This is a genomic window from Aureimonas pseudogalii (assembly GCF_014196835.1).
In the GTDB taxonomy this organism is placed as follows: domain Bacteria; phylum Pseudomonadota; class Alphaproteobacteria; order Rhizobiales; family Rhizobiaceae; genus Aureimonas; species Aureimonas pseudogalii.
The window spans coordinates 888,390-900,430 of sequence record NZ_JACIEK010000001.1; the positions used below are offsets into that span (position 1 = coordinate 888,390).

10 protein-coding genes are annotated in these 12,041 nt (G+C 70.3%); 4 read left to right on the top strand and 6 right to left on the bottom strand.

Translation table 11 applies throughout. The features are described from left to right. The first annotated feature begins 168 nt into the window (after positions 1–168). The 4 genes from GGR04_RS04090 to GGR04_RS04105 all read left to right on the top strand — a co-directional run bounded on the left by GGR04_RS04090 (position 169) and on the right by GGR04_RS04105 (position 6,432). Positions 169–1,212, top strand: coding sequence for a Fe(3+) ABC transporter substrate-binding protein (locus GGR04_RS04090; RefSeq protein ID WP_183198104.1), 1,044 nt, complete (start codon positions 169–171; stop codon positions 1,210–1,212). Positions 1,213–1,371: 159 nt separating this feature from the next. Beyond that, positions 1,372–3,054: an ABC transporter permease gene (locus GGR04_RS04095; RefSeq protein ID WP_183198107.1), complete on the top strand. Its 1,683-nt coding sequence runs from the start codon at positions 1,372–1,374 to the stop codon at positions 3,052–3,054. Positions 3,055–3,215: 161 nt separating this feature from the next. After that, on the top strand, positions 3,216–5,126 hold the full coding sequence (locus GGR04_RS04100) for an AsmA family protein (protein WP_183198109.1): 1,911 nt from the start codon (positions 3,216–3,218) through the stop codon (positions 5,124–5,126). A gap of 46 nt (positions 5,127–5,172) precedes the next feature. Further along, positions 5,173–6,432: a hypothetical protein gene (locus GGR04_RS04105; protein WP_183198111.1), complete on the top strand. Its 1,260-nt coding sequence runs from the start codon at positions 5,173–5,175 to the stop codon at positions 6,430–6,432. A gap of 19 nt (positions 6,433–6,451) precedes the next feature. Here GGR04_RS04105 and GGR04_RS04110 read toward each other — a convergent pair whose 3' ends face one another. From GGR04_RS04110 to GGR04_RS04135, 6 genes are all read right to left on the bottom strand, one after another. After that, positions 6,452–7,273 carry an ABC transporter permease gene (locus GGR04_RS04110; RefSeq protein ID WP_183199013.1) on the bottom strand — a complete coding sequence of 274 codons (822 nt, stop codon included), beginning with the start codon at positions 7,271–7,273 and terminating at the stop codon, positions 6,452–6,454. 10 nt (positions 7,274–7,283) lie between these two features. Continuing rightward, on the bottom strand, positions 7,284–8,231 hold the full coding sequence (locus tag GGR04_RS04115; protein ID WP_183198113.1) for an ABC transporter permease subunit: 948 nt from the start codon (positions 8,229–8,231) through the stop codon (positions 7,284–7,286). Beyond that, on the bottom strand, positions 8,228–9,379 hold the full coding sequence (locus GGR04_RS04120) for an ABC transporter ATP-binding protein (protein WP_183198115.1): 1,152 nt from the start codon (positions 9,377–9,379) through the stop codon (positions 8,228–8,230). The genes GGR04_RS04115 and GGR04_RS04120 overlap by 4 nt, the downstream gene beginning before the upstream one ends. 59 nt (positions 9,380–9,438) lie before the next feature. Next, positions 9,439–10,530: a polyamine ABC transporter substrate-binding protein gene (locus GGR04_RS04125; RefSeq protein WP_183198117.1), complete on the bottom strand. Its 1,092-nt coding sequence runs from the start codon at positions 10,528–10,530 to the stop codon at positions 9,439–9,441. 105 nt (positions 10,531–10,635) lie between these two features. Further along, entirely contained in the window at positions 10,636–11,208 is a 573-nt protein-coding gene (locus tag GGR04_RS04130; protein WP_246392664.1) for a GNAT family N-acetyltransferase, read from the bottom strand. Continuing rightward, positions 11,183–11,971: an aspartyl/asparaginyl beta-hydroxylase domain-containing protein gene (locus tag GGR04_RS04135; protein WP_183198119.1), complete on the bottom strand. Its 789-nt coding sequence runs from the start codon at positions 11,969–11,971 to the stop codon at positions 11,183–11,185. The genes GGR04_RS04130 and GGR04_RS04135 overlap by 26 nt, the downstream gene beginning before the upstream one ends. Positions 11,972–12,041 lie beyond the last annotated feature (70 nt).

The window sequence follows — 12,041 nt, forward strand, 5'->3', positions numbered from 1 at the left end:
CTAGATCGCATTACACGACCTCGTTACTGGCGAAGGACTTGCACCACGCGATCGATTCCGACATCGAAAACTTGAGCGAGGCGGTCATGTCATCCCCTCGCCACCTGCCGCCCGTCGCGTTCACGCGACGAAGCGGCTGCGATCCGGACCGACGAGCGGAGTTCTGCCATGCATCCCACCTTCCTGCGACACGCCGCGGCGCTGGCTCTGGCGGCGACGGGTGCCGCGATCGGCGCGCCGGCGCTGGCGGCCGACGTCAACATCTACTCCTCGCGCCAGCCCGCGCTGATCCAGCCGCTGCTCGACGCCTTCACGAAGGAGACGGGGCTTTCCACCGCGACGATCTTCATCGAGAAGGGCTTGGAAGAGCGGGTGAAGGCCGAGGGCGCCAATTCGCCGGCCGACGTGATCCTCACCGTGGACATCGGCCGCCTCTACGCTGCCAAGCAGGCCGGCATCCTGCAGCCGCTGGCGGACGCCGTGATCGAGCGTGACATTCCCGCGACATTCCGCGACAAGGCAGGCGAGTGGTCGGGCGTGACGGCGCGCGCCCGCGTCGTCTACGCGTCCGCGGAGCGCGTCGGCGACGAGCCGATCACCTACGAGAGTCTCGCCGACCCCCGGTGGAAGGGCCGGATCTGCATCCGCTCGGGCCAGCACCAGTACAACGTGGCGCTCATTGCCGCCTTCCTCGCCCATCACGGCGAGGAGAAGACCAAGACCTGGCTGACGGGACTTCGCGACAATCTCGCCACGGCGCCCGAGGGCGGCGACCGCGACCAGGCGCGCAACATCGCCTCCGGCCAGTGCGACATCGCCATCGGCAACACCTACTATGTCGGCCTGATGCAGACCAACGAGAAGGAGCCGCAGCAGAAGGAATGGGCGAAGGCCATCAAAGTGGTGATGCCGGCCTTCGAGACCGGCGGAACGCACGTCAACATTTCCGGCATGGGCCTCGCGAAGAACGCGCCGAACCGCGACAACGCGGTGAAGCTGATGGAATTTCTCACCACCGACGAGGCGCAGCGCATCTACGCCGAGACCAACTACGAGTATCCGCTGAAGCCCGGCGTCGCGCTCTCGCCCGCCGTGAAGGCCTTCGGCGAGCTGAAGCCCGACACGCTGTCGCTCGACGACATCGCGGCCCAGCGGTCCAAGGCCTCGGCGCTCATCGACGAGGTGCGCTTCGACGAGGGTCCGCAGTCCTGATCGGCGCCGGGACCGGGCGCGAGTCCGGTCCCGCAGGTCCGATCCCGTCCCGGCGGATCGGCCGCGCGCCGCCCGCCGATGCCCCGCCGCAGCGGCGCTCGCTCCCTTCGGGAGCGGGCGTCGTCGGCCGTTCGCCCTCCTGCATTTCATGAGCCCGCCATGAGCCGTCCGGCTCGCCCGATCCCGCGCGCCGGCTTCGCAGCGTCGCCGGAGCGCCCGTTCCTTCTCGCCGCGCTCCTTCTGGCCGCCCTCGTGGCAATGCCTGTGGTGGCGCTCGCCGTGATCGCCCTCTCGGGGTCGCTCTCGAATTTCCGGCATCTCGCCGCCACCGTCCTGCCGCGATCGGGCACCACGACACTCGGTCTCATGGCGGGCGTGGCGCTCGCGACGGGCACGACCGGCGTCGTCACGGCCTGGCTCACCACGAGCTTCCGCTTTCCCGGCCACCGCGTCTTCTGCTGGGCGCTGGTGCTGCCGCTGGCCGTGCCGACCTATATCGCCGCCTACTGCTTCAACGAATTGCTGCACTTCGTCGGCCCGGTGCAGAGCGCGCTGCGCGCGGCCTTCGGCTGGCGCTCGCGCGCCGACTACTGGTTTCCCGACATCCGCTCGCTCGGCGGCGCCGTGCTCGTGCTCTCCTCGGTGCTCTACCCCTACGTCTTCCTCACCACGCGCATGGTGTTCCTGATGCAGGGCGCCAAGGCGGCGGACGTGGCGCGAACGCTCGGCGCCGGCCCCGCGCGGGTGTTCTTCGTCGTGCTCCTGCCGATGGCCCGGCCGGCGCTCGCGGTCGGCGTCGCGCTGGCGCTGATGGAGGTGGTGAACGACATCGGCGCGGTGGAGCATCTCGGCGTCCAGACGCTGACCTTCGCGGTCTATTCCACCTGGCTCAACCGCGGCGATCTGGAAGGCGCCACGCAGCTCGCGCTCCTCATGCTCGCGGTGATCCTTCTCCTCGTCGGGGTGGAGCGGTTCGCGCGCCGGCGCCAGCGCTTCACGGCGGCGCGCGCCGACCGAATGCGCGCGCCGCCCGAGCGGCTCACCGGCTGGCGCGCGGCGGCGGCGGCGCTCGCCTGCGCCCTGCCGATCGTCTCGGGCTTCGGCATCCCGCTCGTCGTTCTCGCCGGATACGCCGCCCGGCGCCTCGGCGATCTCCTCGATCCCGTGCTCTGGCGCGCGCTCTGGCACACGATCGCCATCGCGAGCGCCACGGGGCTCGCCACCGTCGCGATCGGCTTCCTGCTCGCCTACGGCGCGCGACTGACGCACGACCGCACGCTGAGCGCCGTCTCGCGCGTCGCGGCGCTCGGCTACGCCATTCCCGGCACGGTTCTGGCCATTGGCATCCTCGTCCCCCTCGCCGCCTTCGACAACGGCCTCGACGCCCTCATGCGCCGGAGCTTCGGCGTCTCCACCGGGCTTCTCCTGTCGGGCTCGGGCTTTGCGGTCGTCTTCGCCTGCACCGCCCGCTTCATGGCGATGGGGCACGGCTCGCTCGAAAGCGGCTTCGCCAAGCTCTCGCCGCATCTCGACATGGCCTCGCGAACGCTCGGCCGCGGGCCGGGGGAAACGCTGCGCGCGGTGCTGCTGCCGCTGATGCGCCCGGCCGTCTTCACGGCGTTCCTTCTCGTCTTCGTGGAGGCGGCGAAGGAGCTTTCGGCGACGATCCTGCTGCGCCCCTTCGACTTCGACACGCTGGCGACCTTCGTCTATGCGCAGGCCTCGCGCGCCGCCTTCGAGGACGGGGCGATCGCCGCCCTCCTCATCGTCCTCACCGGCATCCTGCCCGTGATCCTCCTCACGCGCTCGCTGCTGGCCGACGAGACGCGGCGCTCCGGCTGATCCCGGCCCGCCCCCGCACACGCGAGGCGACTTGCCGTCGCCATCGGGCCGGCGCATTCTAGGGATAGAGCGAGCAGGCCGTGGGCCGCCGTTTCCGGCGCGCTGCCCCATTTTCGTTTTCGCTTCCACGGCTTTCCGGCCGGACTTCGAAGGACCACCGCTTGACCGACGCGCCAGACCCGGCCCCACACCCCCCGGTTGGCCGCAGCCGCGCTCGCACCCTGCCGACACGCCGCCTGATGCTCGGCGCCGTCGTGGCGGCCTGCCTCCTTCTGCCGGCGGCGTTTCTCGTCTCCTCGGTCTCGCTCGCGCTCCCCTCGGCCCGGTCCGCTATCGAAGAGAGGCTGGCACGGTTGACCGGCGGCCCGGTGCGGGTCGAGGGCGAAGCGCGCTTCTCGCTGTTCCCGCGCGCCAGCGTCTCGCTCGTCGACGTGCGCATCGGCACGGCGGCCGGCGAGGAGGCGCTGGCGCTCGACGTCGACCGGATCGACGCCGACTTCGATCTGGTCTCGGCCCTGTTCGGGCGCACCGAGATCGACCGGGTGACGCTGGTGCGGCCCGAACTGGTGGCGCTCGGACCCGTCGTCGCCGCAGTTCCCGCAGCCGCCCCGCCCGCCGCGCCCGCCGCGCCGCGCACGAGCGAACCGACCGCCCCCGCCGACAGGCAGGTCGACACGCGCCGCGCCTCCGATCTCGCCGCCTTCTTCCTGTCGCGCTTCGAGGGGCTGCACGAGTTGCATGTGCGCGACGGCCTGTTCCGGCTCGCCGGCCGGGGCGGCGGCGTCTCCAACGTCAATCTCGCCTTCGAGTGGGCGGGCGGCGGGGCGCCGGCCATCGTCGACGGATCCTACGTCTGGAACGGCCAGCCGACCGAGATCGACGGGCGCTTCGACAGCCCGCTCGACTTCCTGGCGGGCACGCCGAGCGCGCTTGCCCTGCAGGTGAGCTCGCCAGCGCTCGAGCTCGGCTTCTCCGGCAGCGGGGCTGCCGGCGACAGCCTGCACCTCGCAGGGGGGCTTCGCGTCGCCGCCCCGTCGCTGTCGCGCGCCATCCGCTGGCTCGGCACCCGCCAGCTCACGCTTCCCGACATCGGCGCGGTGTCGCTGGAGACGCAGATCCAGCTCGTCAGCGATCGCGTGAGCTTCGGCGCCGCGCAGCTCGATCTCGGCGGCAACGAGGCGCGCGGCGCCCTCGAGGCGATCCTGCCGCGCGGCGGCGCGCGCGCCAGCCTGTCGGGAACACTCGCCTTCGACCGCCTCGACTTCGGCGTCCTGTCGCAGGCGATCGCCCCGACGCCGCGCACCCTGATCGACCTGGAGCGCCCGATCCGCAGCAGCTTCATCCGCGCGCTCGACATGGATCTGCGGCTCTCCGCGCGCCGGGCGACGCTCGGGCGAGCCAGCGCCAGCGAGGTCGCCGCGACCGTGAAGATGGCGTCGGGCGTCGGCGTGATCGACGTCGGCGACATGGCGGTGCTCGGTGGGCGCGGGCAGATGCGGGTGACGCTCGACGCGCGCGCCGACGTGCCGACCCTCATCGTCACCGCCGGAGTGCGCGACGCCGGGGTCGGCGAGGTCGCGGCGCTCGTCAACGAGCCGCTGCCCTTCGCCTCCGGCAGCGCGCTGATCGGCGCCACGCTGCGCAGCCCCGCCGGAAACTGGGGGCAGATCCTCGCCTCCAACCGCGGCGAGTTCACCGCCGAGATCCGCGACGGCGCGCTGCAGGGCATCGACGCGGCGCTGCTGAAGAGCGCCGGTCGTCACGCTCTGGATTTCTCCGTCGCCAGCGCCGGCGCCCCCTTCCAGTCGATCCGGATCAAGGCCCAGTCGCTGGGAACGCGCGTGCGCTTCGACGACATCGCCGCCGTGATGCAGGACGGCGAGATCGCGGCCTCCGGCCAGTTCGACCTGCGCGGCGACGGGCTCCAGATCGCCGGCAACATGCAGTCGCCGCGCATCGAGGCGTCGGGTCGTCAGGATTCCTTCACCACATCGCAACCCCTTCGGTTCACCTTGCGGGGCGAATGGCCGAAGCCGGTGATGACCGTGGGATCTCCGGCGGAGCCGATCTGACGGATGCCGCCGCGAGGCGGGTCCGTCGCCAAAACGGAGCCGACCCTTGCACTCGAAGCCCAGCCGCCGCCCCGCGTCCCTCCGCCTCTCCTCGACCCTTCTCGCAGCCGGCCTCGCGCTGGGTGCGCTCGCGCCGGCCGCTGCCGCCTCGTCGGTCACCGAAGCCGGGCGCGTCGAAACGGCCGGTGGTTCGGTGACGCTCGCCGCCGCGCCGCGCGCGAAATCCACGGTCACGCCGGCCCGCTGCGCCGAAACCTTCCACGCCGCCTTCGCCGACATCCTCGCCGGCCCCTATGCCGCGCTGAAAGCGGCGGCCATGGCGCCGGCCGCGACGGATGCCGGGGCACGCCCGAGCGATCTGCCAGGGGCGCTGGTCTTCGCGCCTCCGCCGCGCCCACGCAGCACGACGGAGGCTGCGGCGCTGCGCAGCGCCGCCTCGCTGGCGCGCCGGGGCGCGCGCATGGGCGCGGCCCCGGCCGATGCGAACGCCCGCTGGGTCGCCGCGCGCATCCGCGAGGACCTCGCCGATTTCCTGACGCAGGGGCCCTCGCCCTATCTCTGCTCGGGCATCGACAACTATCTCACGACGCTGAAGCGCCAGGCCGACACGATCGCGATCGGGCCCGACCGCCGCGCCGGCGACCTCGCGGTGCAGACCGAGGCCGCCCGGCAGAGCCTGAAGAGCGCGCTCGACGCGCTGAAGCCGGTTCCCGTTCCCGTGGCCGCCCCCGCGGACAGGCCCGACGCCGGGATCGTCGCACAGACGTTGCGCTCCACCGTCGGTCTCGGCCGCGAGGCGATGGGCCCGCCGATGCTGATGGCCAACCGGGGCGACGAGGCCTCCCGCCTGTCGGAGGGGCAGACGGACCCCGACCTGCCGCCGCTCGGGCTGGACGAGACGCGGGCGCTGTCGAGCGAGGCGGACATTCTCGCCGCCGTCGATCGTCTTGCGGGCGCGATCGAGGCTGCGGGGCTCTTCGCGCCGGCTCCGCAGGCCGATCCGGCCCCGAGCCTTGATGCCGGGCCGACCGACAGCGTCATCACCGGCAGCGTCGCGCCAGCCGCGCCGCCGCGACCGGTGATCGCGCGCCTCGCCGAGATCCGCCCACGGCTGGCGACCACGGCCTCGCCGATCCGCGACCCGCGGCTGCGCCTCGCGTTGCAGGGGGCCTTCGCCGATCTCGAGGCGCTCGACTATCTGCGAGTCGCGGCGCTCGAACCCGCCGATCCGCTGCGGGCGGCGATGTCCGCCACGTTCGAGGCGATCGCCGCGGCGCATGCGAAGGCCTGCGACTGCCGGCCCTGAACCGGCGGGCGCGCGCTCGTCAGGCGCCTTCGGCCGCCATACGCTCGTCGCGCAGCCGCTGGCGCTCCTGGCGGCGGGTGACGAAGGAGGCGGCGACGACGCCGGCCGCGACGACGCCGATGAGGATCGTCGAGATGGCGTTGATCTCCGGCGTCACGCCGAGCCGGACCTGACTGTAGATCCGCATCGGCAGGGTCGTCGCGCCCGGGCCCGAGGTGAAGCTGGCGATCACGAGATCGTCGAGCGACAGGGTGAAGGCGAGCATCCAGCCGGCGGCGACCGCCGGCCAGATCACCGGCAGCGTCACGAGCAGGAAGGCCTTGGCCGGCGGGCACCCGAGATCCTGCGCGGCCTCCTCCAGCGAGCGGTCGAAGGAGACGAGGCGCGATTGCACCACGACGGCCACGAAGCAGAGTGTGAAGGTCGTGTGGGCGATCGTCACCGTCCAGAAGCCGCGATCGAAGCCGATGGCGACGAAGAGCAGCAGCAGCGACAGGCCGGTGATCACCTCGGGCATCACCAGCGGCGCGAACACCATGCCGGAGAACAGGAACCGCCCGGGAAACCTGGCATGGCGCACCAGCGCCATCGCCGCCAGCGTGCCGAGCACCGTGGCCGCGCAGGCCGAGAGGAAGGCGACGCGCAGCGTGACCCATGCGGCGTCGAGAAACAGCCGGTTCTGCGCGAGCTGCCCGTACCAGCGCGTCGAGAAGCCGCCCCACACCGTGACGAGCTGCGAGGCGTTGAACGAGTAGACCACGAGAAGCACGATCGGCACGTAGAGAAACGCGAAGCCGACGATGAGCGAGGCGACGTTGAAGGCGGTCAGGCGGCGTTGCAGGGTGGCCTCCTCAGACGGTCTTGGCCTGGACGCGCTGGAACAGCGCGATCGGCACCACGAGAAGCAGCAGCAGGATCACCGCCACCGCCGAGGAGACCGGCCAGTCGCGGTTGGCGAAGAACTCGTCCCACAGCGTCTTGCCGATCATCAGCGTCTGCGATCCGCCAAGGAGATCGGGGATCACGAACTCGCCGACGGCGGGAATGAAGACGAGGAAGGCGCCGGCGAGAACGCCGGGCAGCGACAGCGGGAAGGTGACGCGCCAGAACGCCCGGATCGGCGTGCAGCCGAGATCGGCCGCCGCCTCCAGCAGGCGCCCGTCCAGCCGCTCGAGGCTGGCGTAGATCGGCAGCACCATGAAGGGCAGGTAGGAATAGACGATGCCGATATAGACGGCGGTGTTGGTGTTGAGGATCTGCAGCGGCGTGTCGACGAGGCCGGTCCAGAGCAGGACCTGGTTGAGATAGCCCTCGTTGCGTAGGATGCCGATCCACGCGTAGACGCGAATGAGGAAGCTCGTCCAGAACGGCAGGATCGTCAGCATCACGAGGATCGGGCGCAGCCCGTTCGAGGCGCGCGCCATCGCGTAGGCCAGCGGATAGGCGACGAGCAGCGACAGCGCCGTGGAGACGGCGGCGATGCGAAGACTCGAGACGTAGGCGTTGAGATAGAGCGGATCGTCGGCGAGCCAGCGATAGGACTGGACGCTCAAGTCCCGCGCGCTCTCGATGAAGCCGGACAGGCTGTCCAGCGGAAACACCGGCAGGTAGGGCGGCTGTGCGATCGCGGTCTCGGAGAGCGAGATCTTGAAGACGATGAGGAAGGGCACGAGGAAGAGGACGACGAGCCAGAGATAGGGCACGCCGATCACGACGCCCGTCCACCAGCCGTCGCGGCGGCGCGTGCCGCCAGTACGACCGACCGCGAGAGGGCGTGCGGGAGATGGCGTCTCGCTCATTGCACCAGCACCAGGCCGGCGTCGCGCGGGAAGGTGAGCCAGACCTCCTCGTCCCAGGCGATCTGTTCGGGTGCGATGCGCGAGGCGTTGATCACGGTGGAGCGCACCATGGTTCCGCCGTCGAGCTTGACGTTGAAGAGCGTCACGTCGCCGAGATAGGCGATGTCCCACACCGTGCCGCGCAGCGCGTTGACGCCGATGTCGCCGGGCACCTGACGCGACAGGCGCATCTTCTCGGGCCGAATGGCGAAGGCGGCGGTCATGCCGGGTGTGGCCGGCGCGCTGCTCTCGCTCTCGATCGTGCCGACCGGGGTGGCGAGGCGCACCACGCCGTTCGACGCGCTCTCCACCACGCCCTCGATCAAGGACACGTTGCCGACGAAATCGGCGACGTAGCGCGAACTCGGCGCCTCGTAGATGACGCCGGGCGTCGCGACCTGGCAAAGCTTGCCCGCGCGCATCACGGCGATGCGGTCGGACATGGTCATCGCCTCCTCCTGGTCGTGCGTGACGATGACGAAGGTGAGGCCGAGCTCCTGCTGCAGGTCCATCAGCTCGAACTGCGTCTCCTCGCGCAGCTTCTTGTCGAGCGCGCCGAGCGGCTCGTCGAGGAGCAGCACCTTCGGCCGCTTGGCGAGCGAGCGCGCCAGCGCCACGCGCTGCTGCTGCCCGCCCGAAAGCTGCTGCGGCTTGCGGCGGGCGAAGGCCTCGAGCTTCACGAGCTTCAGCATCTCGGCGACGCGCGCGTCGATCTCGGAGCGCGCCATGCCGTCCTGGCGCAGGCCGAAGGCGATGTTCTTCTCGACGCTCATGTGCGGGAAGAGCGCGTAGGACTGAAACATCATGTTCAGCGGCCGCCGATAGGGCGGCACGCCCCGTAGGCTCTGCCCGGCCAGCCGGATGTCGCCCTCGCTCGGCTCCTCGAAGCCGGCGAGCATACGCAGCAGCGTGGACTTGCCGCAACCGGAGGGCCCGAGCAGCGCGAAGAACTCGCGCTCGTAGATGCCGAGCGACAGGTCATCGACGGCGGTGAAGCCATCGAACCGCTTGGTAACGCGGTCGAACTCGATCAGCGGCTTGGCCGCAGGATCGTTCCAGGGTTCGAAGGATCGGCGGATGTTGCCGAGAGACTTGGATGCCGAGGCCATTCGATTCCCGATGCTTCCCGTGTGAGGATCACGCCTGCGCGCGCCTTCCTAGGCGGGCGTCACTGCCCCGTCTTGACGGTGGTGAAGGCGCGCGTCACGAGGCGCTGGGAGCGGGCGTCGTAGGGCTTCTTGGTGAAGAGCGTGGCGAGCGTCGCCGCGTCCGGGTAGATCGCCGAATCCTGGATGATCTTGGGCTCGATCAGCGGCTGCGAGGCGAGGTTGCCGTTGGCGTAGCTCGTGTGGTTGCTCGCCTTGGCGATCACGTCCGGCCGCATCAAGTAGTCGATGAATTGGTGCGCCGCGTCGACATGGGGGGCATCGGTGGGAACGACCATCTGGTCGAACCACATCATCGCGCCCTCCTTGGGGATGGCGTAGGCGATCTCGACGCCGGCGCCCGCTTCCGCCGCCCGGTCGCGCGCCTGGAAGACGTCGCCGGAGAAGCCGACGGCCACGCAGATGTCGCCGTTGGCCAGCGCGTTGATGTATTCGGAGGAGTGGAAGCGGCGGATGAAGGGGCGCACCTTCATCAGGAGTTCCTCGGCCTTGCCGATGGTCTCGGCGTCGCGCGCATCGGGGTCGAGGCCGAGATAGCGCAGCGCCGCGGGGATGATCTCGCCGGGGGCGTCGAGCATGTCGATGCCGCATTTCGACAGGGGCTCGGCATATTTCGGATCGAACACCAGCGCCCAGCTGTCCACCGGCGCGTCGGGCAGGATCGCCTTCACCTTGGCGACGTTGTAGCCGACGCCGGTGGTGCCCCACATATAGTTGACGGAGTAGGCGTTGCCGGGATCGTAGGCGGCGACGCGCTCGGTGATGAGGGGCCACATGTTCTTCAGGTTCGGCAGCTTGGCGGGATCGAGCTTCTGGAACACGCCGGCCTCGATCTGGCGCGCCATGTACTCGGCCGAGGGCACCACCACGTCGTAGCCGCTGCCGCCCGCCAGAAGCCGCGTCTCCAGGATCTCGTTGGAATCGTAGACGTCGTAGACGACGCGGATACCCGTTTCCTTCGTGAAGGCGTCGACGGTCGAGGTGTCGATATAGTCCGACCAGTTGTAGACGTTGACGACCTTGTCCTGCGCCAGCGCCGCGTGCGGGGCGGCGGCGGCGAGAGCCGCACCGAGAAATGCGGGGAGACGCTTCATGCGGGAGAACCTCTTCGTGGCGCGCCGACAGTGAGGCCGATGCGGTCGGCCGGTCCGGGCAACCGGTCCGGTCGGCGCCACTATTGTCGAGCGAGGGCGCGATTCCTAGTCCCCGCTGCCGTTTTCCTGCACAGGGCGCGCTTCGCGGCATTCGGCGGTGTCGCGCACCATGTAGACCGCCGTCGGCCCGTAGGCGCGCAGCTTCGCGGCCATCGCCTCGCCGTCCACGGCGCGAAAGCCATGACGCGCCCAGAAGGGCGCGGTGCCGTAGACCGAGACGAGCATCGCGGCTGGAAACGCCGCGGCGAGCGCCAGCAGCCGGGCGATCCCCTCGCCCGATCGCCCGCCGCCGCGCCATTCCGGCGCCAGGGCGACGTCGTGCAGGTAGAGCGCGTCGGCCTCATTCGGTAGTCGTCCGAGCACCGTGTCGAGCGGCGGCGGCGAGCCGAGGCGGGCGGGATAGGCCACCGCGTAGCCGACGATCGCCCCCGCATCGTCGGCCAGCACGAGGCAGCCGCCGGGAAACAGGCGCATCCGGTCGCGATACATCGCCTCGCCCTCGGGAAAGTCGGGATGGACGCGGTCGGCGAGCGCGATGACGCCGACGAGGTCGGCCTCCGTCATCGCCCGCCAGCGGACCATCGGCAGACCCTCAGCGATGCTTCTGTCCGGCGCCATAGAACATCTTCTCCCAGGCCTTGTGGGCCTTGTAGCCCTCGCGGATGAACGGCGTGAAGACCGCGAGGTTGAGCACCGCCTTGTTCGTCAGGTTGGCGGGGAAGGCGAGCGGCTTCTCGAAATCGACGAAGAGCACGACGCGCACTCCGGTCGAGTGGTTCCAGGCCTCGTGCTCGTAGGCGTCGTCGAAGATCAGCGCCTTGCCCTCCTCCCAGTGGCAGGTCCGGTCGGCGATGCGGATGCCGATCTTGTCGGGCTCGGGCGGCACGAGCAGGCCGAGATGGAAGCGCAGCACGCCGTTATAGGGTCCGCGATGGGGCGGCAGGTGCTTGCCGGGCTCGAAGATCGAGAACATGGCCGACTTCATGCCGGGGATCTTCTGCAGGATGCGCCAGGTCTCGGGGCACTGGCGGATCGCCTCCTCCGACTTGATGCCGTAGCCGCAGAGGAAGAACGTCTTCCAGTTCTGGTCCGAGGAGATGGAGCGCACCTCCGAGGAGATCTCGTGGAAGGCGGGCAGGTCGCCCTTGCGCACCAGAACCTCGTCGAGCTCGGCGCGGATCAGGCGCCATTCGCTCTCGACCTCGCGCGCCCAGGGGAAATCGTCGGTCGGATAGACCGGCGGATTGCCGCGCGCGGCGTATTTCAGGTTCAGCCGCTCGGCCCCGTCGACGAGCGACTGGACGGTGCGCGCCACCGCGCCGCCGCGCGACATCGTGTCTTCGAGGCCGGCGGTCTTGGTCTTCTGGGTGCTGTCGGTCATCAGATGCGCCGCGCCTCGCGGCCTCCTTGCCCCGCCGATGCGACGGTCCCGATTTCAGATAGCTCGATCG

Excerpts from the sequence above, each read along its gene's own strand:
- GGR04_RS04090 (WP_183198104.1), top strand. The coding sequence starts at position 169 with ATGCATCCCACCTTCCTGCGACACGCCGCGGCGCTGGCTCTGGCGGCG.
- GGR04_RS04095 (WP_183198107.1), top strand. The coding sequence starts at position 1,372 with ATGAGCCGTCCGGCTCGCCCGATCCCGCGCGCCGGCTTCGCAGCGTCG.
- GGR04_RS04115 (WP_183198113.1), bottom strand. The coding sequence starts at position 8,231 with ATGAGCGAGACGCCATCTCCCGCACGCCCTCTCGCGGTCGGTCGTACT.
- GGR04_RS04120 (WP_183198115.1), bottom strand. The coding sequence starts at position 9,379 with ATGGCCTCGGCATCCAAGTCTCTCGGCAACATCCGCCGATCCTTCGAA.
- GGR04_RS04125 (WP_183198117.1), bottom strand. The coding sequence starts at position 10,530 with ATGAAGCGTCTCCCCGCATTTCTCGGTGCGGCTCTCGCCGCCGCCGCC.
- GGR04_RS04130 (WP_246392664.1), bottom strand. The coding sequence starts at position 11,208 with ATGGCGCCGGACAGAAGCATCGCTGAGGGTCTGCCGATGGTCCGCTGG.
- GGR04_RS04135 (WP_183198119.1), bottom strand. The coding sequence starts at position 11,971 with ATGACCGACAGCACCCAGAAGACCAAGACCGCCGGCCTCGAAGACACG.